16 protein-coding genes, 2 tRNA genes, 1 pseudogene and 1 riboswitch are annotated in these 21,808 nt (G+C 65.8%); of the genes and pseudogenes, 5 read left to right on the forward strand and 14 right to left on the reverse strand.

Annotation, left to right across the window (positions count from 1 at the left end; genetic code table 11):
• The first annotated feature begins 603 nt into the window (after positions 1-603).
• Positions 604-888, forward strand: a complete 285-nt coding sequence (locus CWT10_RS13265; RefSeq protein ID WP_103062631.1) for a hypothetical protein — start codon at positions 604-606, stop codon at positions 886-888.
• Between the two features lie 162 nt (positions 889-1,050).
• Entirely contained in the window at positions 1,051-1,329 is a 279-nt protein-coding gene (locus tag CWT10_RS13270) for a YgjV family protein (RefSeq protein ID WP_103062630.1), read from the forward strand.
• Positions 1,330-2,589: 1,260 nt separating this feature from the next.
• Here the strand turns inward: CWT10_RS13270 and CWT10_RS13275 are convergent.
• The 4 genes from CWT10_RS13275 to CWT10_RS13290 all read right to left on the reverse strand — a co-directional run bounded on the left by CWT10_RS13275 (position 2,590) and on the right by CWT10_RS13290 (position 5,986).
• Positions 2,590-2,665 (reverse strand) — tRNA-Ala (locus CWT10_RS13275).
• Between the two features lie 78 nt (positions 2,666-2,743).
• On the reverse strand, positions 2,744-3,943 hold the full coding sequence (locus tag CWT10_RS13280; RefSeq protein WP_103062629.1) for a hypothetical protein: 1,200 nt from the start codon (positions 3,941-3,943) through the stop codon (positions 2,744-2,746).
• A gap of 137 nt (positions 3,944-4,080) precedes the next feature.
• Positions 4,081-4,719, reverse strand: a complete 639-nt coding sequence (locus CWT10_RS13285) for a GNAT family N-acetyltransferase (protein WP_233188084.1) — start codon at positions 4,717-4,719, stop codon at positions 4,081-4,083.
• 55 nt (positions 4,720-4,774) lie between these two features.
• Complete coding sequence (locus CWT10_RS13290) at positions 4,775-5,986, reverse strand: molybdopterin molybdotransferase MoeA (RefSeq protein WP_103062627.1); 1,212 nt, start codon at positions 5,984-5,986, stop codon at positions 4,775-4,777.
• 218 nt (positions 5,987-6,204) lie between these two features.
• Here CWT10_RS13290 and CWT10_RS13295 point away from each other — a divergent pair, with 218 nt between their 5' ends.
• The 3 genes from CWT10_RS13295 to mscL all read left to right on the forward strand — a co-directional run bounded on the left by CWT10_RS13295 (position 6,205) and on the right by mscL (position 8,180).
• On the forward strand, positions 6,205-6,879 hold the full coding sequence (locus CWT10_RS13295; RefSeq protein WP_103062626.1) for a 5-formyltetrahydrofolate cyclo-ligase: 675 nt from the start codon (positions 6,205-6,207) through the stop codon (positions 6,877-6,879).
• Between the two features lie 107 nt (positions 6,880-6,986).
• Positions 6,987-7,679 (forward strand): RcpC/CpaB family pilus assembly protein, encoded by a 693-nt coding sequence (locus tag CWT10_RS13300; protein ID WP_103062625.1) that lies wholly within the window; start codon positions 6,987-6,989, stop codon positions 7,677-7,679.
• Positions 7,680-7,793: 114 nt separating this feature from the next.
• The gene (mscL, locus tag CWT10_RS13305; RefSeq protein WP_103062624.1) at positions 7,794-8,180 is read left to right on the forward strand and encodes a large conductance mechanosensitive channel protein MscL; all 387 of its coding nucleotides are present in this window, start codon (positions 7,794-7,796) and stop codon (positions 8,178-8,180) included.
• Positions 8,181-8,310: 130 nt separating this feature from the next.
• On the opposite strand, the gene CWT10_RS13310 is transcribed toward mscL, so the two are convergent.
• The 10 genes and pseudogenes from CWT10_RS13310 to CWT10_RS13355 form a co-directional block, all read right to left on the reverse strand.
• Entirely contained in the window at positions 8,311-8,568 is a 258-nt protein-coding gene (locus tag CWT10_RS13310) for a transcriptional regulator (RefSeq protein ID WP_233188083.1), read from the reverse strand.
• Positions 8,569-8,584: 16 nt separating this feature from the next.
• Entirely contained in the window at positions 8,585-12,727 is a 4,143-nt protein-coding gene (locus tag CWT10_RS13315) for a DNA helicase (protein WP_103062623.1), read from the reverse strand.
• Between the two features lie 219 nt (positions 12,728-12,946).
• Entirely contained in the window at positions 12,947-13,267 is a 321-nt protein-coding gene (locus tag CWT10_RS13320) for a PTS fructose transporter subunit IIB (RefSeq protein ID WP_103062622.1), read from the reverse strand.
• Positions 13,268-13,361: 94 nt separating this feature from the next.
• Complete coding sequence (locus CWT10_RS13325) at positions 13,362-15,272, reverse strand: BglG family transcription antiterminator (protein WP_128683492.1); 1,911 nt, start codon at positions 15,270-15,272, stop codon at positions 13,362-13,364.
• Positions 15,273-15,331: 59 nt separating this feature from the next.
• Positions 15,332-16,408, reverse strand: a complete 1,077-nt coding sequence (locus tag CWT10_RS13330; protein ID WP_103062620.1) for a PTS fructose transporter subunit IIC — start codon at positions 16,406-16,408, stop codon at positions 15,332-15,334.
• Positions 16,405-16,854 carry a PTS sugar transporter subunit IIA gene (locus tag CWT10_RS13335; RefSeq protein ID WP_103062619.1) on the reverse strand — a complete coding sequence of 150 codons (450 nt, stop codon included), beginning with the start codon at positions 16,852-16,854 and terminating at the stop codon, positions 16,405-16,407. The genes CWT10_RS13330 and CWT10_RS13335 overlap by 4 nt, the downstream gene beginning before the upstream one ends.
• Before the next feature lie 560 nt (positions 16,855-17,414).
• Positions 17,415-18,972 (reverse strand): annotated as a pseudogene (locus CWT10_RS18040) (IS1634 family transposase).
• Positions 18,973-19,431: 459 nt separating this feature from the next.
• Positions 19,432-19,507, reverse strand: a tRNA-Arg gene (locus tag CWT10_RS13345).
• A gap of 110 nt (positions 19,508-19,617) precedes the next feature.
• A complete protein-coding gene (locus CWT10_RS13350; RefSeq protein WP_103063095.1) occupies positions 19,618-20,559 on the reverse strand; it encodes a universal stress protein in 942 nt (313 codons plus the stop codon).
• A gap of 159 nt (positions 20,560-20,718) precedes the next feature.
• A complete protein-coding gene (locus tag CWT10_RS13355) occupies positions 20,719-21,519 on the reverse strand; it encodes a C40 family peptidase (RefSeq protein WP_103063094.1) in 801 nt (266 codons plus the stop codon).
• 5 nt (positions 21,520-21,524) lie between these two features.
• Positions 21,525-21,683: riboswitch (cyclic di-AMP (ydaO/yuaA leader) on the reverse strand.
• Positions 21,684-21,808 lie beyond the last annotated feature (125 nt).

Raw genomic sequence — 21,808 nt, forward strand, 5'->3', positions numbered from 1 at the left:
GTGAGAGCGGCACCGAACCGGCGGTCCGGGCTCTTCCCTCAAGGCACCGGAGTAGGTTAGCCAGATCCTTCAGTCTCCGTCAAGCTCGGAATCGGTGATCCCAGTCTCAGCGAAGGTCCTCCGCAGATGCCCTAGGCACCCACTGGATCGGAACCCATCCGGGTCTGCCGCTCTCACCCGCTGGTGCTAGCGGCAGCGGGGAGTACTTTACTCATACTTCGTCCGGCTCCGTCAAACCTCAGGGCTGTGACGTCCGGCACCGTAACCTTCCGGCGGTGAAGACGTGTGTTTACCTTCCCGGTCGGCGCCGGTGGTGGACGGCAGGACGCCGTTCCTTGTTCCTCGTGGCGTCCACCATGCGCCGTGGCTGGGAGCGTCATAACCGCGCCTGGGTTGCGCCTGCCGGTCGGCGGCGTTGCAGATGCCACCAGGCGCGCTCCGGGGGCGCGCCCAGTTCAGGCCGTGGAGTAGTTTCACCCCATGGTTTGCTGTCACGCTCTGGCTCCCAAACGCTACCTGGTGGACTACGACTGGTTGTGGCGGCGGGACGAACCTACTGCTCCGGCCACATTGAGAGTAGTCCTTTCCCACGCGTCTTACGACGTGGCTGCGCGCACCTTGCAACGGTTCCTGGAGGGGTTGCCGACCGACGCAAGCGGAATTCGGGGTTCGGGCGGCTGGGCCGTGGTTCCGGTCGATGGCAATCGATGCGCGCTCGACATCGTCTCCGGCGGCCAGGACGTTGCCGATGGTATCCAGGCCGGCGCTGATGCCCTCTTTGACGCCGTTGCCGCCACCGAGGGTATCGGCCTGTCGTGGCATCAACTCAACTCCGATGAAACCATCGATTCGGCAGGAACAGGCAAGCGCTTACAGGCACCTCTGTAGGACTCTGTGCTCATGCCGCTGGCAGCGTCCTCGTCGCCGATAACACGCGCGCTTGTTGCCAGGCACGCGGCTGCGGGCTATCCTCGTATGTCCCGGCAACGAGGCGTTCAGACTCGACCAGTGCCAAGGGCATTGACCAGCCGGGCATGTCCAGGAGAATACGTGGACACTCGTACATTGCTTGAGATGGTCGGCTGGATCGGGTCGGGCCTCGTCGTCATCTCCCTGGTGGTTGCCAATCAACGGACCTTCCGCGGGCTCAACCTCACTGGATCGCTCGTCGCCACGGCCTACAACATGATTCTAGGCGTCTGGCCGGCTGTCGGCATGAATGCCACGATCGCCCTCATCGACTTGTATTGGCTGCTCCGGTTGCACGGTGTTATTCCGTTTGCGAGCGCGACTCCAGCTACGGATCACCGACGTTCGCAAGGGGCTTGAGGCGCACTGCGGACCGATCGCCTCGCCACCACTGGATGGCCGGTATGTGCGGGGGCGCGGACTCCGACTTTCGGCTTGTCCGTCCGCTTGAGCCAGAGCGACTACGGTCGGACAGTTGGCGGTGGCCCGGCGCATGCCCGATCACCAGCCACGCCAGGCTAACTGCCCCGGAAACTCGGCGGCTCGGGGCTACTTTCACGAACACCTCGACGTCGTGCAACGCCGCCCAAGGAGGCGAACCGCTCAACGGCGAGCCCTGGCACCCGGCCGCGGCCTCTGCCACGCCGCATCCCGGTGAATATCCGGGATCGGGACAAACCACCCCAGCTGCGCTTACAGCCGAAAACGTAACCGGCTCTTGGGATTAGACCCCCAGGACGCGGGGTAGCCGTCGAGAACGTCCTGCCGGGCAGCGTTCTCGCGGGCCGAGCCACGTCCTCGCGAGCTTGCCCGCGCCCTCGAACCGGCCTGCGCCAACCCGGCCACACTGGCTTACCCAAAAAAGGGGAACGTAGCGTACTGCGGCCGCCGCCTCCACACCTGGCGGTCCAGGCCGACTGTGTCGCGCCAAGTTCAGTGACAGCTGCCTGCGCCACCTGGTGGCGCAGGCTGACTGTCTCAGCGCACCGAGTTCTGGACTGCCTGGCTGCCGTTGGACCGTCTAGCTGCCGTTGGACCCCCTGAAACGCGCTCTCAGACGGTCCAACCGCAGGAACCAGGTCCAACCGCAGGAACCCGGTCCAACCGCAGGAACGCGGTCCAACCGCAAAAGCGCGGTCCAAGTACGAGGCCGGCAGCCGACCGGCCCCATACCCACCACCGCCAACACCCACATGAACCAAACCGGTCCACCCGAACGATGGAACCGACCCTCAAACACACGCCCACACGAACCAAGCCCCCATACCTGAAGCGCCAGCAAACCGAAAGAAGCCCGACCCCCATCCCATCTACACGTTTTGAAGCACTTCGATGTCCGGCAACATCACCACGTCCCAACGCAGGGAAACCCCCAGAGCGCGTACGTGACAAGCAAACACCTGCGTCAAAGCCGAACCGGCCTCCACCGCCGGGGGTCTGCGCCGATAACCCGGGGCGGACGAACCAGCTAGAACACCACGACACGCCGGTCTAAAGCACCACGTTTGCGCCGATAACCCCAAACCTACAGCCACAGTCCCGGTCATGATGCGCGAGGTATTCGGCAATAAAAGTCGTCCCGCCCGAGCACCGGGCGGGACGACTCGTCTTCAATTCGTGTGGTGGAGCTAGGGGGATTCGAACCCCCGACCTTCTCATTGCGAACGAGACGCGCTACCAACTGCGCCATAGCCCCTGAGCACCGCCGATGGTAGCACCGCAGCGCCGGATGACCGCAAGCTGACAGACAGTGACTCCCACCACCGACGAGCGATCATGCGCCGGCCCGACGCCGTTCCAGCACCGCCTCCAGATCGATGGGATGGAAGACCGGCTCATCGACCTCCACTTCGACGCCGGCAGTGGGGAAGGCATGTGCGCTGCGCGGCCGCTCTGGAACGGGCGCAGAGTCGAAGGGCTCCTCCGCAGGAGGCTCGTAATTGCGACGCGGGGCGCGCGCGGCCAGGGTGTAGGTCGGAGCCGGAACACTGACAGGGTGCCAGCCCTGCGGCGGTGTGGCCGGGGCCTTGACGTCCTCCTGGGAATCGCGCGACCGGTCCTGCGGTTCGGCTGCGGCGGCCGAACCGGTTAGTTCGGTGGGCGTCGCCGGGAGCGCTTCGGCCTCCCGACTGGGGGCCTGCGCTCCTGCCACATCAGTCGCATCGTCGACGGCGGCGGAAGGGCTGGCCACGGCGTCCTCATGAGCGGTCTCCCCCTGCACGGCGGATTCTTGCGCCACCGGCTGCGTCGTCGTCGCGTGCGCCTTCCCGGCCTCCTTAAGCGCATCCATGACGGCGCGGCGAGTCAGCGATTCCTCCGCCTCCTCATCCGGCTCAGCCGCCTTGACCTCGTTCAGCGGCCCGCTGTCGCCACTGTCCTGCGTGGTTGTCCTTTCCACCATCCGGTTCACCGTCGAGCCGCCGGTCAGCGCCATCAGCTCCCGCTCCACCGCGGCTATACGACGGCGCTCGCGACGCTCTGACTCCGCCGACGCCAGCGCCGCGCGCCGCCCGGCAACCGCGGATGCGCCCAACAGCGCGCCGGGGAAGGCACCGGCCCACAACGGCAGGGCAGTCACGGCTGCAACAGCTAGGGTGCCGAGTGTGACGCCCAGCAGAATCAGCGCCACCGCCGCGCGGTGGGACGCGGCCACGCGGCGCCGTTCACGGCCGCGTTCATGCGCTTGACGCAGGCGTGCAAGCTCCCGCTCCTTGCGCAGCGCACGCACATTTCTGACTTCGGGCCTGTTCATCACCGTCACCTCCGGTCGGCGTCGAAAGATCATGGCGTGCCCACCACCGCAGTCCTCCCCCGAGACGGCCACACTCCCCGTGGGAAGAAGCCTAAGTCCCGCGGAGAAACGGTCATCCGCGTTGGCCATACGCATCGTCTCACGGCGTCCAACCAAGAACGGCAACAGGTACACGGCGAGAACCGCGACGAGTGCCATCAGCGCCCACGTTTCGATTCCCACGACTCAACCGTAAGGCGATCGGCCGGTTGAATTCAGACGCGGACACGGCGTGTTGGCGAGTTATGCGCCCGCATTCTTCTCAACGGAGAACCAGACGATGCGCAGCGCCTCCACCACTCAAACATCAGTTTTCACATTCACCCCAGCCGCCTCACGAATTCATCGTCGGCCTGCACCTCCTCCGCGACAACAGCGAAAGTGACATGGTCCGCCCACCTGCCGTTTATATGCATCAGGCCGCGCCGCAGTCCCTCCCGACGCAGTCCCAGGCGCCGGCATACCGCCAGGCTGCGCGCATTGTTCGGCCGAACATCGATCTCCACGCGATGCAGGCCGACCTGCGGGCCGAGAAGGTGATCCAGAACCATCGCCACAGCAAGCGTCATAACCCCGCGTCCCTCCCACGGGGAACCGATCCAATACCCCAGACTGGCGCACTGGAGCGAACCCCAGCGGATAGAGGACACCGTTACCTGCCCCGCGAAGGCGCCGTCCACCACCAGCACGAAGGGCATGGCCTCACCGCGGCGGGCGAGCCGGTTCTGGGTACGCGCATACTCCCGGAAACTGCCAAGCGTTTCGGGGCTGCCCGGCGGGAGCGTCGCCTCCCAGGGGGTCAGCCGGGCGTCGTCGTCCAGCCGCAGGCGCCGCCAGGCCGACTCGTCATCAGCGCGGACCGCACGCAACGTTACGGTGCGGGGCCCGCACGCCAGGCCGCGCGCGCTCACCGCAGATTCGGTCAGGGTCACCGGCCAGGGGAAACGGCGAGGGCCCACGCCAAACCTGCCGCCCAATCCGCTGAGACGGTCGATTACCCCAAGGATGCGCCTTTCAGGCATCGAGCAGCAGACAGTGCAGCGCGTCCCCGGCGACCACGGTGCGGGTGTCCTCCGGGACGACCGCGATCGCGTTGGCTCCTGCCAGACCCAGCAGTCCGGTGGTGCCCGGCCGCACCGTGGGTTCCGCGACGTATCCGCGTGCCGGCGCCCCGCTCAGGTGCACGGGAACGAACTGACGCTTGTGCGCCGGGGAGTGCCAGCCGGATGACATGGTCGCGGGAACGGAGGCGCGGTGCAGATCCTGCCAGCCGGCGATCTGCCGCAGGACCGGCCGGATGAAGGTCTCGAAGGCGATCTGCGCACTGACCGGGTCCCCGGGCAGGCAAAATATCGGGGTGTCCTCAATCGTGCCGACTCCCAGCTGCCGCCCCGGGGACATGGCAACGGCGTCGAAGCGAACCGTGCCCAGCGGTGACAGCACATCCTTGACGGTGTCGCCTTGGCCGGCGCTCAGGCCACCCGTGGTGAGGAGTACATCGGCGCGCACGAGCTGATCCTCGATCGTCTCGGCCAGAGCCCCGAGCTCGTCAGGCACCGCCGCGACCCGGAAGGCCTGGCCGCCGGCATCGGTGACCGCGCATGCCAGGGCGTGACCGTTGGCGTCGAAGACATCTCCCGCTTCACGGGCACGATCAGGCTCGACCAACTCGTCACCGATGGAGACGATGACCACGCGCGGTGCGGGATGCACCTTGACCCGGTGGCGGCCGATCCCGGCCAGCAGGGCGATCTGACGTGCCGAGATGCGCGAGCCCCGCGGCAGTACCGTGGTGCCCGCTTCGACGTCTTCGGCTCGACGGCGCACATTGTCTCCGGCGGTCACCGCGCTGCGCACCTGCACGCGCGAGACCCCGCGATCCGTTTCCGTCCAAGGCACCACGGCATCGGCACCCAGCGGTAGGGGCGCGCCCGAGTCGATGAGTATGGCAGCACCCGACACCAAACGCGTGGGGCGCATGTCACCGGCGCGCACGGCGTCCATGACCTCCAGGGTGATCGGAGAACCCGCGGCGGCGCCGGTGACATCCACGGAGGCGACCGCGTAGCCGTCCAGCCCGGCAAGGTCTACTGCCGGCAGATCAATCTCGGCGACGACGTTCTCGGCAAGGACGCAACCGACCGCATCCAGGAGGACCACCTCCAGGGGTGCCGCGGCCCGGGCAATGTCTAAACAGGCCGCCAGATGCTCGGCAACGGTGCGCATGGGGCTTCTTCCTCCTCCTGCCCGGGCCCTGGTCCGGGCGTGGGCGTATTGACCCAGGCTACCCGGATGCGCCGGACCGCCCGGAAGTGAATCGGACCGCCGGTTGATGGTCCCACATATGTTGTCGCGTTACGTTGCCGCATTGCGCGCACGTCCATGGGGACAACAACCCCATAGGCGCCTATCGCGGGGGCGTCCTGACCTGCGACAATGAAGGCATGAGCACTCAGGCACGCGTCCTGCCAGACACCGGCTCCCTGGCCGTCGGCGACGCCAAGGAGCAGCTGCGCAGGGTGTTGCGAGAGCATCGCACCGTTCACCACCCCCACCCCGAGCAGGGGCACAACGCCACCTGCGAGCGGCTGACCTCCCACATACTTCAGGCCATCGCCGGCATGGACACCGTGGCCGCCTATGTGTCGGTGGGGCACGAGCCCTGCACCAGGCTCCTGCTGAAACAGCTGGAGGAGTCGGGCACGGACGTGCTACTACCGGTGCTGGGCCCGCACCTGTCCCGCTCCTGGGGGCGCTTGCGCGCAGTGGCCGATCTGGCAGAGCGGTCCCCGGGACGCCCTCCGGAGCCCAGTGGCGAGGCACTGCCCGCCACCGCCGTGGCCGACGCGCAGGCCGTCATCGTCCCGGCCCTCGTCGTGGACCGGTCGGGCAGACGCCTGGGCCAGGGCGGCGGCTGGTACGACCGGGTTCTGCCACTGCGTCGCACCGGAGCGCCCGTGTTCGCAGTCGTGCACGACGACGAGCTGGTAGCCGGCCCGTTACCGGTACAGGCGCACGATGCCCCGGTCGACGCCGTAATCACCCCCGAGCAATGGTTCCTGCTGGACGGCTCGGCCTTCGCCGGTGGTCCCGCGGCAAGGGCCGGGCGCGCACAGTAAACAGCGGGCCGAGTGCCGCAATCCACAGGCACGGTCGGCGGCACCCTCGTAGCTGGCCCGTCCACAGGCGCCCCGCACCCGTCCGGGCGCTGTGCCAGCCTGGGTGCATGCCTAGCCTCCTACGTCGCTCCAGCCGCAACAACCGTACCGACCGCGCTGCGCATTCGGGTCCACACCGCCCCACACGTCCCTCGCTGCTGCTGTGGCGGCACCGTCATCTAGTAGTCGCCGTCTGTCTGGGCGCCGCTGTAATGGCCGCGCTCGGCGTACTACGACCGGCCCCAGAGGGGCAGCAGGAGGTAGTCGTGGTCGCCCGCCCGGTCAACGCCGGAGCCATACTGACCGAGGCGGATATCGAGGTGCGGGCGGTGGCACAGTCCGCACTGCCGCAGACCGGACTCGCCGGATCGGATGTGGTAGGTACCCGCGCCGCGATCACTCTGGAGGAGGGCACGGTGCTGACCACGTCCATGACAAGCGCGGCGCTGGCCGCCACCCTGACCCCATCCGAGCGCCTGGTGCAGGTGCCCATTGATGTGGGCGCCGAACTGGCCGAGCCGGGAGCGCGGGTCGACGTGGTGGCCCAGCACAGCAGCGCAGCGGCAATGCCCCAGGAGGACTCCCCCAGGGTGATCTGCTCCGGCGCCAGGGTGGTGCTCACCCAGGTGGAGGGCACGGACAGTCAGTGGAGCGCTCAGACGAAGGTCACACTTGTGACACTTGCCGTCCGCGCTGTGGACGCTAGTCTAATTGTCGGCGCGGCCACGAACGGTGCGCTCGGTGTTGTGCTGAGTCCCTGATTTCGATCCGTGCCGCTTGGTGCCGTTGCGGTCCATTCGGCTGCGCCGGCCCCGTTTTCACACGCTGAGCGAGCGGCTTTCCCATGCCCTCGCCCGACTATGAAAGGGGTCCCATTGATCAAGGGATTCAAGGAGTTCATCTCACAGGGCAACGTCCTGGACCTGGCGGTGGCCGTTATCATCGGCGCCGCCTTCTCCCCCATCGTACAGGCCATCACCGATGTGATCATGGGCATCATCGGTTCTCTGGCGGGACAGCCCAACTTCGACTCTGTGCTGCAGTTCTCCATCAACGGGCACGACCCGATCCAGCCGGGCACCATCATCACCGCCGCCGTGAACTTCCTGCTCGTCGCTGCGGCCGTCTACTTCTGCATCGTTGCACCGATGAACAGGCTCTCCGCCCGCCTGAAGAAGGAGAAGGAGGAAGAGGAGGCCGGCGAGCCGACCGACGTCGAGCTGCTGACCGAGATCCGCGACCTGCTCAAGCAGCAGCACTGATCCTCGGACTGACGGCTCCTCGCGGCCGGCGGACACGCCGCCGGCCGGAATCAGCCACCAAGTGGCGTCCGCCATGGGCGGGCGCCACTTGTCTGTCTACGGTCCCCTCCTGCCGGCCCAATGCCGCGGCTCAACCCCAGTGGGGCGGTACCTCACGCAGTAGACGCGCGTCATTGGCGTGTTCCGCCGTCTCACGCCCCAGCACCCCGCCCTCGCGGGAGCGGGCGTCTGTCAGCGCGTCCCGGCCGCGGCGCCGCTCGGCGTCCGCCTGCGCCTGCGGCACCTGCCCCCGGGACACGCGGGCAGCATCCTGTCGGGACAGCGCCACTACACGGCGTCTGCCCCGCCGGTCCTCCCCGGACGTCCGTGCCCGGTCCGCATCATGCATGGCGAGCCTCCCAATCTCACCGGGTGCGCCGCACCGCGTTGGTCAATACAGCGTCAATCCCGGAACCGCGGCGGGTCAAGGCCAGCGCCTCGCGGAGTTCCTCAACCTCCTCGGCCTCTGAACGCTCCACGCCGTCGGAACGAAGCCAGACAACGAGCTCATCGAGCTGGTCGTCAGAGTATGCCTGCAATGGCAGACCCTGGGCGATCGGGGGCCGTTGAGCTCGCGCGGGCGCATCGAAGGCGGCAACGGCACGCGCACCATCCGGCGACTCATCAGGAGAGGCGACGCCCTCCTCCACTTGCGCCGGCATCGGTGCTGCCACGGCCGTATCCGCGCGGGAGGCGAGCACTGCCAATACCTGCGCCTCGATCTTCTTCACCTCCGCCTCAACGTCTACGAACACGCCGGCGGAGTAGGCCATGTGCACACGCCAGCCGCGCTGCTCGAGCCGCTCCACCCAGTGCCGGTCACGGCGGCGCAGACTCGGCTCGTCCACATACTCGGCGTCGTCGGTCAGTACCGCAACAAGCAGTTCTCCCGGAAGATCCGGATGTCCGATAGCCAGCGGAATGCGCACCCCGCCCTCGATTCCGTAGCGGGGCACCACCACCAGACCCTTACGCCACAGGTGTTCTGCCAGCTCGACCAACAGCCGCTCGGGTGCGACCTCGTCCTGCTGCGGGTACTGCCTGCCGGAGTCGGCGGCGTGCACAAGCACCTCACGCAGTAGCCGGGCACCGGGGGCGTGCAGGCGCTCGGCGTCAATATCGGCCGGCCCCAGGCAGGACACAATCTGTGTGGCGCCCCGCGAGGCGCATAACGCGTCCACCAGATCAACCATGCCGTCCACATCGCTGACCTTGCCGAAGCTGTGGATCGTGCGTCCGTGCGGCGTTTTGGCGTAGCCGACAGAGATGATTATGTGGTCGCGGCGCAGGGAGCGGGCCTCTCCCAGGTCCACAACCACGAAGGGTTCCGACACTCCCGCCTCGAAATATTCCGCCAGGGCCGGCGAACCGGCGACCGCGGCGGTCGTGGCGCGACGAATCTCCTCCGCATGGCGCCCGTTAAGGGCAATTACCCCCAGAGAATGCTCGGGACGAGTCAGGGCGTGCTCGATGATCAGATCGACGACCCGGCCGACCTCGGCGGGGACCGATTCTACGGCGGTGTGCCCGGGGGCGGGCATGCCGCGGCCGTCAACGACATCCAGCGATAGGCGAGAGCTGCCGGGAGGAGCCGGAATGGCCTGAACAACGCCGTCGTAGCCATTGGCAGCAAGGAAGGCGGCGATCTCCGCATCCAGCGCATTACGTCCCGTCGGCAGGGTCACCCGCGGCAGTAGCGGACCGAGCTCGGCCGCCAGCCCGGAGGTGGAGCAGCGAGGATCTCCGACGACGAGTACCTGCTCGGCGCGCACGAAGGCCGGCATGACCCGGGAGACCGGCACATGCGCGGAGGCGTCAAGAATCGCCAGATCGACCACTGCGTCCGCGGCGAACACCTGTGGGACGAGTGTAGGCGGAACGATCCAAACCGGCTTGGCCACCAGGGCCAAGGGATGAGTCGCGATGATGTCGCGCAACGGCACCCCCTCTTCCAGGGACAGGGCGCGGTACAGGCTGCGGGCGGCATCCTTGTCGGCATCGACGGCCTCCCGGACACGGCGGGCGCAGGCCTGGGCGACCGGACCGGCCAGAGACTGTGCCTGGGAGGCGTCCAATTCCCTCAGAGAGACCGCCAGGTCACTCAGGGCGTAGGCGTCTAGTCCGCCCAGATCGGGATCGTCGCGCACGATCTGACCGAGTAGGGAGAACCACCAGCAATAGGTGACTTCATCGTCTATCTGATCCGGTTCAACCTGGCGCGCCGCCAGATCGTCCAGCAGCGGGGTGAGCCCGAGGTCATTCAGGGCCGTGGCGACCCGGTTGATCTCAGGAAGCTTGTGCACGGTGACGTCGTCCGCAGCCAGGGCACGGGCACGCTCCTCCAGCTCGGCCAGCGGCAACTCCATCAGTGGCGGATCCGCACCGATGACCGGCTGCAAGGCGGTGACGGCCTCACGTGCACGGGCGGCAACGCGCTGCATGTCGTCCAGTCCCTGCGGCAGACGCGGCCAGCCGCCGTCGGGGTCGTAACGGCGCCACACCTCACGGCGCCGCTGCACCTTGGTCAGCTCTTCGTGCAGGTCGGCGACCTCGCGCCCGGGACGCACCAGATCCCGCGCCTGCTTGACATGCCGGCGCCGGGTGGCGCGGCTCATCTCCACACGGTGCTCCTGACGCCAACGCTTGGACGCCGTGGCTATGACCATGTCGGCGGCGGAGCGCTCGAATACCTCGGGCAGGAAGATGTCCAGGGAGTCGCGCACGCCGTCGAGCATCTCCAGCTGCTCGCACCACTGCGCAAGAGAATCGGCCCGGAGGATACCGGTGGAGGCGCCCGCCGCGACGATATGCTCGCGGATCTCAGGTAACAGCTCATCGGCCAACAGTGTCAGGCGGGTCAAGGCATCGGTGGCCTCATCAACATCGGCAACAGCCATGCCGTTCCAGGCGGAATCCGCCAATGCGCTGGTGAACAGGCCGAGTGCGTGGGCACGGTGGAGCAGCTCGCTGCCGCGCCGACGGCCATCGACGTCCAGATGCTCCAGGCGACCTGGGGCCACGCGGGCCGTGGTGCGGGCACGAACACGTCCAGAGGTGAGTTCGGCAAGGTGTTGAATCGCGTCATAAGCGGAGGCGCCCCACGGCTCACGTGGCCGGTGCAGAGCGGTGACGTAGCGGGAGAGCTTCTCACGCACGGAGGTCAGCCGCTTGCGCATACCCACGATGGCAGTCACATCCAGATCAGGGACGCTCACACCCATCGCGGCCTTGATGCCTGCGGCGGCATGGCGGCGCCAGGCGGGGTCCTCAGTCAGGTCGAGCACAAGTGAGCCCAGGCCGACCTCACGCAGGGCCTCGGCTACGGCGTGCCCGTCGGCGCTTGTAGCCGGCACGTGCAAAACGGTGCGTCCCAGAGCGGCGGCGTCAGCGATGACGGCGGCAAGCGTGGTCGCGACATCGGACCCCGGTGGGGCGTCCAGCAGCAGGGAGGCGCCGGAGCCGACCGCTTCGACGGCGTCTAGCTGTGCGGGGTCGAGGTCGCCCACGCCGCGCTCGCGCTCTGGCACACGGTCGGTGGCGTCTGCATCCGGCAGGGCCACATCCAAAGCGACGCGGGCCTCACCATCACCCGCGAGCGCGGCCACGAGCGCCGAGGCGCGGGCGCGGTCAATGGTGGCGTCGAAGTCCTCCACCAGGGCCTGCCCGGGATGCACGAAGGCGCCCACAACCAGGCGTTCATGGATCTCGAAGCCCGGAAGGAACTCGCGCCCAAGCGAACCAATTCCACTCAGAGCGTCGCGCGGCGTGAAGCCGTCGTCGGAGAGTGTGGCGCGGGCGACAACGTCGACGTCCACCGAGCAGCCGTGACGGCGCAGCGCCCGGGTCAGCACCGGGTTGACCTCAATGGACTTATCGAGAGTCAAGGCGGCGTCCGCGCCAGCGCTGGACAGGCGTACCGGGCGCAGCAGCACCGGGGCTCGTACGGTGCGCACGGCGGCCGACCGCCCGGAGGCTGCCGCCGCTGTGCCGGCAACAGTGGCCCCATAGTCCGTGTTGCGGTCGTTGTCGGCGTTATCCGCAGTGAGTACCGGTTCAGTCCATCCGGCCACGCCGATGGCCAGGTACACGGGAGCGACTCCGAAGCGGCGGGAGAGCAGATCGGTGCGTCCGGCCAGCTCGCGCAGACCCTGGCGGGCGATACCGAGCGCAACACGTTCGCGTACCAGGCTGCCCAAATGGGTGGGGCGGCCGGCATACAGCTGGGCCAGGCCGGAGGGGTGAGCGGATGTCAGGTCCACTACGCCGTCGCGGTCAGAGAAGGCGTCAAGGCTTGAGATCCCGCCCAGGTCGGCCAGTTCCTGGCGCCAGACCTCGAGTGCGGCGTCAATCCGGGCCCGGCGCTCGGGGTCCAGCGTCGGGGTCTGCTCCTCCGGCTCAGGCGTGGCCTCGGCTGCCGGCTGCGCAGACGGGTCGGCGTCCTCGGGGGCGCGCGGGTGCGCAACGGCGTCGCGCCGGTTGCGGCCCAGAGAGAACAGTGAAGGCGTCATATTCCCTCACGATATCCGCCCGGCCGCGCGGGGCGGCGCAGACGCACCGATGGTGAGAGTATCTGCGGCATCCCCCGAGCGCAGACCACGGCCGTGGACCATCGACACGCGCCGCACCCGTCCCCAGGACACTCAAACCACTGGAACCCGTCATGTTAGCCGAGCTCGGTGGTTACTTCCCCTCCGGGTGTATCAGGCTCGCTACGTGCCGCCTGCCGCCTACTCGGCCAATGCGGCGGCCTCGCCGATGAGATCGGCCGTGTTCTTAATCGCCACGCTCGGGTCTACCTCCAGGAGTCTGCCCTCGTCGCGCTTGTCGTCGAAGCGGTCCTCCATCTCGATTCCCACGGAGACAGCCAGAATGGCAACGTCTGCCGCGTCTACCTCCTCCTGCTCAATCTCGTTATCGATGCCCATGCCTCCCTGGGTCTCGACCTTGCATTCGATGCCCCGCCTGGCACACTCCTGTTCGATGGCCTCCTGTGCCATGTAGGTGTGGGCGATGCCCGCGGTGCACGCGCAAACTGCGACAATCTTCATGAGGGACTTCCTTTCTGTCACGCACCGGTTCCGTACTGCTCTTCCTTGCGCGTTCGTCGGATGCGAAGCGCGCAACCTTCCTACTTCCTACTGCCTACTGCCGTTCCTGGGCGCTCGCCTCCGCCACGAGGCGCAGCGTCCGCTTCACCTCCTCAACACTGGTGGACGCGACGAGGCGTTCGACGTACCGCCTGTTGCCGACCAGACCGTTCATCATGCGATAGAAGTTCGCCAGACCGCGCGACTTCTTCTGTCCGATGGACAGCAGGAAGACCAACTGAACCTCTTCCCCACCCCAGTCGATCGGATGCTTGAGAATGGCCAGGGCGAGTACGTCCTCGGTTCCCACCGCACGAATCGGGTGCGCTATGGCGACCAGATTGCCGAACGCCGTCGCACCGGCCTGCTCCCTCTCCAATACCAGCACTTCGAAGTCGTCGGGCAGCTCGGCGCGGGCAGCCATCTCATGACATAGGAACGCGATAACCTCTTCACGGTCCGCGAGATCCTTCCAGAAGACCAACTCGGAATGAATAAGCTCCGTGGCGAGCCGATTCATCCTTTTTTCGGAAAGCGTCCGCGCGATATTGCTCACGTCCCGATCGGCTAGGAATGTGGTCACTTCCACGATCGGCACAGGAACCGGATAGTTGACGGCGACCGTGCTGAAAACGTAGTCGATGTCGGCGAAATCAACCTGGCCGATATCATGGGCGCTCGTCGTCCCCACAATGTTGAGATATCTGCCGAACATATCGCGAATCCTGTGGGCGAGCATCTCGGAGAAGGCCCTGCCACTGCCACACACAATCAGGACATTGTCCTTCTCATCGGCCTTGTCGCGATGACGGTCTAGGGCGACCGACAGGTACATGGCCACGTAGGCGACTTCGTCGGCCGGCACGTCATAGCCCAGTTCTCCCGTAAGCACGCTGCATGCCACGGTCGCCATGCTGAACGCCAGCACATACCCGTGACGAATCTCGTCAAGCAGCGGATTCACGGACGGCAGACCGTACTTCATACGTGTTCTCAAGGGAGCCAAATGCATTGCGAGGGCCGTAACCAGCTCAATGTCGTAACGCAGGTCTATCTGGTAGCTCTCACGCACTCTTTCAAGCATGTCGAAGACCAGACGGGTGTTCTCCTCGGCGACTACCGTGTTCGTGGTCGCATCATCTAGGCTCACAATTTGCTTCCCGGACAGGCGGGCCAGGAAGTTATAGGCCTCACTGCGGGGGAAACGGACATCGTACGCGAGCTCAACCTCTTCAAGTATCCCCGTCGCGACGTCCATGCTAACTCCCTTGGCCTCACCCGCGAGTTCGGAGATCACCCGGGGATCCAGTTCAATTTGATTGCCGGTGCGAACACGCTTAATCGCGATATACAGGTGGACGGCAAGATTCTCTACCGCGAGGTCCGAGATGCGGAACCGACCGTCGGCGACCTGTCTAGTCACAATCTCGCGCAGAGCAGCGAGTTCATCGCCCTCCGCAGTGCCGACAGCCACGCCCGCAGCCCTCTTCAGGTGTGCCAGACCATTACGTATGCCCTCCTCGCTGCCCTCGACCCGCATCCCCCGATGGGCACGGTTATCGACCTTGAGTTCGAATTTAGCAAGCAACTGGCGGACCTCCCGCATGTCGCGTTTGAGGGTCGAGCGGCTAAAATGCAGCATCTCCGCGAGGTCGTCAAGCAATACCGGTTTATCGACAGTAAGGAGGTACTCGGCTATCTGGCGTATACGCTCATCCCGCGTCAGGTCCGACTGCTCGTGGGCGGGATGATAGGAGGAGTACCTCTCACGATCGCTTACGACCAGCCTCACGCCCTTTCTCGGCATCGCGATAACGCCCGCACCCCAGGCCCCGAGCTCGCGGTTGAGTTGTGCTATGTAGGACCGCACGGTCCTCGAGCTCACGCCCAGCGCCTGGGCGAGGTGTGACGTGGTCACATATGAGTCCTCACGAATGAGGCCTAGCAACTCCAGATAGCGCTTCACGGTATATTCCACCTCCCAAACCACAATAGGCCACGTGCCGTGGATTGCGCCCGGATGAACTAACTCCTGCCGCTTGCCTCTGAATCCAGCTTAGGCTTCGTCAGAAATAGGATGCCGACTATGACCAAAGCTCCTATAAGCATGTCGACCACATACCAGACCTGCCCCTCATACACGCCCGCGATGGCAACAATACCGCCGAAGGCCACCACTGACGAAATATTGTGCAGCATGCCGATTCCGCCAGCCACGGCGGTTCCGACGGCGCAGGCGATCCAGGTGCGCTTGAAGTCCTTGCCCGCAAATGGAATGGCCCCTTCGGTTATCCCGGAAGAGGATAGAAACAGCGCGGAGATACCCAGGTTGCGGTCCGCCTTGTCGTAGCGGTTGCGAAGGATCAGGGAAGCCAGCCCCATGCCCAAGGGAGGGATTGCGCAGCACATTCGGAAAACACCGTTGGGCACATAGAATCCCTCGGCCATGAGCGCGATGGTGAAGGCGGTGGCCGCCTTGGAACAGGGACCTCCGAAGTCTGCCGCAGCAAGCAGTCCGATGGCGATCCCTAGGACGACCGCACTCATACCATTGAGGCTGTACATGATATCAACAATGACTTGCACAAAGGCGTTCAGCGGGTAGGTGAGGCAGTAGATGTACACGACACCACACACGAAGGTGGTGATCAGCGGAATTAGGAAGGTAGGCATCATCGGCTTGAGCACCTCAGGAACCCGCCAACTCTTAGTCCACTTCACGAAGTAGCCCACCATGAACCCCAGGATGAGTGCACCAAGGAAGCCGGTCGAGATTTGACCTGCCCCGATGGGGTTATTCGCCGCGTAACCCAGGATGAATCCGGGCGCGAGGGCGGGCTTGCTACCAACGCCATAGGCGATGTATGCGCACAGCACGGGCACCATCATGGAGAAGCCTGCTTGGCCGAGATCATAGATGTTCTGCCAGAACTGGTTGGAGGGGACAATAGCGCCGTCCTCGATGCGCCCGGTGATCAGGGTCAGTGAGAAGAGCATCCCGCCTGCGATGATGACGGGCAAGAAGTACGAGATGCCCGTATTGAAGTATTTGAAGAGTCGAGCACCGAGGCTCGTTTTCTTCCCTGTTCGCGCCAAACTCATTTGACTATCTCCTTCTCCACGCCTTTGAGGATCTCAAAGACCTCTTCCTTTGACTCGGTTCCCAGTAGTCTGTTGCGGAACGACTCGCGGACCAGCCCCTTACTCAGTTCCGCAAGTATCCTCAGATGCAGGTTCTCTGCCGCTGCCTCCGGCACGCCGATCATGAAGATGTGGGTGGCGATCTCGCCCTCCTCGCCCCAGACGACACCCATTTCAAGGCGCTGGTAGATTACGAACGGCGTCCTGACGATGTCTGTCTTGCCATGGGGTATGGCCACACCATGGTCGATATACGTGCACAACGCCGCCTCGCGCGTCTTTACCGCCTCGGCGTACCCCGCCACGCTCTCGACCTTGTCGGCCACGAGTTCCGCCATGGCCTCGATAACGGCGTCCTTAGCAGCGTACTTAACGTCACTGAAGACGATGAGCTCCCTTTCGAACACGGCGCTCCTCCTTAGCCTCCGTCTGCTCGTGCGTTATGGTGTTCCCGCAACGTCGACCGCAGTGTCGACCGAGTTGTTCGTGCAATGATTCTATTTCGCGTGGAGGCGGATGAACAGTCCAGGTTCTTCCACATTGAATGTGGAAGCCATGACCCCGCCCTCGACCACGGACTTTCATAGTATGCGCGCTGCTTTACCAAATCGTCGCGTTTGTGAGCCCTCCCGACCTTTTCCGGTTTGGGGTGTGGGGTGTTGTTTGGGTTGGTGCGGTTGTCTGGTTTGATGTGGTTGTCGGTGGTGGCGGATGGTGCAGGTGCGCCTGTGGTCGACGGTTGAGGTGCTGTAGAGGGCGCTGCCGCGGTCGGGGACCCGCCTGGCTGGAATACCATCCTGGTTTGGATGCGGGCCCGGCTAGGATGCAGGCCCGGCTAGGATGCGGGCCCGGTTCATCGGCGAAGACGTCCACGCCGGTCGGGCCGGGGGTGGGTCGGCGACCAGATGCACTAGTTTGCTCTCCACGTAACGGCCATTGGTTGGCGCCTGACCTGAGTCGTGCCAGTTTAGTGTGCCAGCGGTTTTAGGTCGTTGATGATCTGTTGTGCTTGTTGGGTTATGGTAGGTTGTGCGGTTATTTGATGACCGTTGATGGTGATGGTCACTTCTTGGAGGGGTCTGAGTTCGCGTACGAGGTGTTTGATGCTGATGCCGGTCGCGGCTTGTAGGTGGCGGGCTATCGCGAGGGCGGCCATGACGACGGTGAGGTGGGCCTGGATGGCGTCGTGGGTGTGGTGGAAGACGGGCCTGGCCCGTAGGTCATGCTTGCTCATGCGCAAGGGACTGCTCCACGTGCCACAACTCGTGGTACGAGGCGATCACCTGGCTGGCGGGCATCACGGTGGCGGGGATGTTGCTCACGTAGCCCTTGAGCCCCGCCAAGCGGCGTGCTCGGGCCAGAGCCTTCTCGTCCAGGACCTGGTCACCCTTACTGACGGTGACGAATCTGGTGGCCTTGGGGCGCCGGTCCCCAGCAACGACCGCCCTGGCCCGGTTTTCCTGCGCGGTGAGGGTCTTGCTGGTGCCGGGCGAACCGCCTGGCGGAATACGCCCAGACCGCGCGCCACGAGCCCGGATACGCCTGAGCACTCCAGACGGGCTCATCACGCGTCTTGTCGTTCCTCTCGGTCCAGCGCGTGCCGCGGCGTGGGGTGATCGTGTCGATCACCTGCCCATCGGCCAAGGCATCCCCGTGCCAGGCGAAGTGGGCGGCCAGGTCCGCCGGCGCCTTGGTCATGGGCGAGCCCACGATGAATCCCAAGCCGGCCTGATCGAGTGCTTCGAGGTTGGCCGCGGAGAGCATGCCGGCGTCGGCGACCACGACCAGGTGCTCAATCCCCGACGCCTCCCCGAACCCCTCGACCATGGGGATCAGCGTGCTGGTCTCGGCCTTGCTGCCCTCCCAGCAGCCTATGCGTAGGGGGAAGCCGGCCCGGTCCACCACCAGCCCCACGATCACCTGCGGGTCGACCCTGCGCTCCTTGGAGTAGCCCACCCGCCGTAGGTCGTCTTCCTTCTCGACCTCGAAGTACAGGGTCGTCACGTCTACAGGCACAGGGACAGGTCCCCGCCGGCACTCACGTGCCGCAGGCAGGCGTCCGCGATCCGTTCTCGCCACTGGCGGCCCGCGCAGCGGGCCAGCGAGCGGAACAGTGTCCTCCTGGAGGCCGGCTGGACACCCAGCTCGCTGATCACCTGGGGTACCTGCTCCTTGCTGGTGGGCTCGATCAGCCGGGCCAGCACCATCTGCTTAAAGCCCTCATCCCCACCCACCGCTTCATCGGGCCCCAGGGCCTCATACGCGCCGGTCAGCACGTCCCACAGCAGAGCCGACCGCTTGGAGTCAACCACCGCGCCGGTGCGTGGTGCTGGCTCATCAAGGTCCAGGGCCAGCTGCCCGGGGTGCAGGCGGGCCCGGGCAGCTTCCACCAGCACCGCCAGCCCCGCCTCGTCGTGAGCGGACCCCAGGTGCTCTATGACCTCCTCCCGCCGGCCCTCCTTCACGGCGATCTGCACCGCCGTAGCACCACAAGCGGTGCGCACCTTGCGGATATACGGGCTCACGTCCTCAAGCCTACGTGCACCGTTTAGTGTGCCAAACCCGCCACCCCCACAACGTCATACCAACGAAAAACCCAGATCCCGACACGATGTCACCAAAAATGGCACGAGTCAGGCCTGAGGGCCAACGTGTCCAGATTCGGCACAACCACGCCGCCCGGGCCGGCAGTACCCCTAAGGTTCGTTGGAACTATGCGGACCTGGTAGGCGGCTCCGGGCTGAGGAACATCGTTCATGCCGATTCTGGACATCTCCCACGGCCCGCCGGCGCCACCGACCGAATTCAGCGGTCATAACAGCCGAACTCGATGGTCATATCGACCGAACTCGATGGTTATATCGACCGAACTCGACGCAGGCTGGTAAGAAGGACGTGCCTGCTACACACAGGGCAGCCGGCCACCAAGAGGGCAGCCGGTCAAACAAAAGCCGCCTTTCCGCGTGGTTGTGCGGGAAGGCGGGTGGTGCCCCCGGCGCGATTCGAACGCGCGACACCCGCTTTAGGAGAGCGGTGCTCTATCCCCTGAGCTACGAGGGCCAGCTGAGGACGGCTGCGATACTACCCGATACCGAGCGGTCCTCGTACGGCGACGAGCGGGCAGTCGGCAGCAGCCGTGACCCGATTGTCGTCCCCGCCGCCGACGCCGGTCAGGCGCGAGACCAGGGCGTGGTCTGCGTACGCCCCACGCGCACGTCCTCATCTCGGCTGCGAGCAGGTACCACCATGACCGGGCAGGAAGCGTGGGACAGGACTCCCTGACTCACGGAGCCGAGCAGCAGCCCGGAGAACCCACCACGACCGCGTGAGCCCACGACCACCAGGTCCACTGCGGTGGAGAACTCGGACATGAGTTCGGCCGCGTTGCCGTCCAGCGCATGACGTCGCACTTCAACATCGGGATACCCCTCAGTCGCCTCGGAGATGGCCCGATCCAGGCCCGAACGGACGTCGGTGAGGACCTGTTCACGGTCGACGGCGGCGGGCAGCCAGGCGAGCGCGCCGGCACCGGATGCCATAGGAACGGCGGCGATGGCGGTCAGCTCGGCCCCCCAGGCATCGGCCTCTCGCACCGCCCACCGCAGGGCCTTGCGAGCCGAATCCGAGCCGTCTACGCCGACGACGATGCGTCGCACGGGAGTGAAGGCGGAGCCCTCCGTATGACGCGGCACCACAACGGCCGGGCAGTGACTGTGCGCCGGCAGCGCCGAGGAGACGGTGCCGAGTAACCGATCGGCGAAGCCGCCGCCGCCACGCGTACCCACCACGGCGAGCACGGAGTCAGCAGACAGGTCCACCAGCACGCCAGCGGGGTCGCCGGTTTCCAGGGAGCTGGTCACCGTCACGCCCCGTCCTTGGGCGCGAGTGACCGCCTCGTTGACAACAGCCTCGGCCCCGGAGCGCACGGCCGAGTCGTCCAACGCCGCGTAGCCGCCGTCAAGCGAGGCAGTGGTGAAAGAGGGCAGGGAGTAGGCGCACAGGATGTGAACGCGCCAACCGTTGCAGGCGGCGCGGTCGACTGCCCAGTCGACCGCCTCTAAGGACTCTGGTGAGCCGTCGACTCCTACGAGGACGACCTTGTCTTCAGCCATGGGTTATGCCCCTTTCTTCGAGCATCCGCAACTCGGCCAGGATCATTGTGCTCCGCGGACGGGCGTGTTCCAAAACACGTTTTGAAGATAGCACGTGGGGGCGGCCGGCACCCGGGCCGGCCGCCCCCACGTCAGGAAAGCGGATGAGGTGAAACCTGCTCAGCTCACGCGCACGTACTGCGGGGAGCCGTAGACGGCGCGATAGGACACGCCGGTGCTCGGGGTACCGGCATCCACCATCATGCCGCCTCCGGCGTAGATACCGACGTGGCCGCCGTAGTAGACGATGTCACCCGGCTGGGCGTCGGCCGCCGAGACGATCGTCCCAGAGGCGCCCTGGGCGTAGGAGGTACGCGGCAGGGAGATGCCTACCTGCGAGTAGACGTACTGGACCAGACCGGAGCAGTCGAAACCGCCGTTGGCCGGGTTGTTCGAGCCCCACACGTAGGCCATGCCGGTGTACTGCATGGCGATGGAGACCACCGATGAGCCGGAGGTGTTGGCAGGCGCCGGGCTAGCGGTGGGCGTGGAGTCGGCGACGGTTTCGGTCGTTTCCGCGCCAGCCTGCGCGGTGGTCGCCTCCTCGGTGACGGCCTCGGGCTCCTCCACGACCTCGGGAGCCTCTTCAACCTCAATGACGGGGGCCTGTGCGGTCGGAGTGTCCACGGTCTCCACGTCGGTGGGGACTGCAACGGATGCGGCGACCTGCACTGACTCGTTGGTGGCGACTGCGGTGCGCGCCTCGGCGGCGAGCACGCCTACTCCCTGAGTCTCCAGTGAGCCGGCGGACTCCGCGGCCTCAGTGCTGTTGGCGGCTGATGCACCGGAAGCAATCATGCCCAGTGCCAGACCCGAAGAAGCAGCCACCGCGAAGCCGCGGCGGGCGACCGGAGCAACAGAAGTGAGCGGGGTCAGCGGACGGGCGGCCTTGCGATGCCGGGCTGAGGTGCGTGTTGTCATGTATTGGTTCTCCTCTGGAAGGCCGACGAGGTGAGCTGTCGGGTTCGGACTGGAGAAGCCCGGCCCGCATCATGCGGGCTTCACCCCAAGGCCTCAGTGGATGCCAAGGCCGGTTGTGGTTCCCCCGTTCCTGCCAGGTATATGGGATGTGGCTGCCAGGACCGAGTGGCAGGATTGGGCCCCGGTACCGGCGCCGCGGGCAACTGCTGCCCGCAACGGTGGACACGTTACCCGATACCTCCGCCTGCCGTCACGACGAGATCACACACACGGCCGTGAAAAGGCGCAC

This window comes from Actinomyces qiguomingii (assembly GCF_004102025.1).
GTDB classification, from domain to species: Bacteria; Actinomycetota; Actinomycetes; order Actinomycetales; family Actinomycetaceae; genus Actinomyces; species Actinomyces qiguomingii.

What these genes read in the sequence shown, in the direction of transcription:
- CWT10_RS13350 (WP_103063095.1), bottom strand. Translation starts at nt 20,559, where the DNA reads ATGGCTGAAGACAAGGTCGTCCTCGTAGGAGTCGACGGCTCACCAGAG.
- CWT10_RS13310 (WP_233188083.1), bottom strand. Translation starts at nt 8,568, where the DNA reads ATGCATGATGCGGACCGGGCACGGACGTCCGGGGAGGACCGGCGGGGC.
- CWT10_RS13290 (WP_103062627.1), bottom strand. Translation starts at nt 5,986, where the DNA reads ATGCGCACCGTTGCCGAGCATCTGGCGGCCTGTTTAGACATTGCCCGG.
- CWT10_RS13295 (WP_103062626.1), top strand. Translation starts at nt 6,205, where the DNA reads ATGAGCACTCAGGCACGCGTCCTGCCAGACACCGGCTCCCTGGCCGTC.
- CWT10_RS13320 (WP_103062622.1), bottom strand. Translation starts at nt 13,267, where the DNA reads ATGAAGATTGTCGCAGTTTGCGCGTGCACCGCGGGCATCGCCCACACC.
- CWT10_RS13300 (WP_103062625.1), top strand. Translation starts at nt 6,987, where the DNA reads ATGCCTAGCCTCCTACGTCGCTCCAGCCGCAACAACCGTACCGACCGC.
- CWT10_RS13330 (WP_103062620.1), bottom strand. Translation starts at nt 16,408, where the DNA reads ATGAGTTTGGCGCGAACAGGGAAGAAAACGAGCCTCGGTGCTCGACTC.
- CWT10_RS13315 (WP_103062623.1), bottom strand. Translation starts at nt 12,727, where the DNA reads ATGACGCCTTCACTGTTCTCTCTGGGCCGCAACCGGCGCGACGCCGTT.
- CWT10_RS13355 (WP_103063094.1), bottom strand. Translation starts at nt 21,519, where the DNA reads ATGACAACACGCACCTCAGCCCGGCATCGCAAGGCCGCCCGTCCGCTG.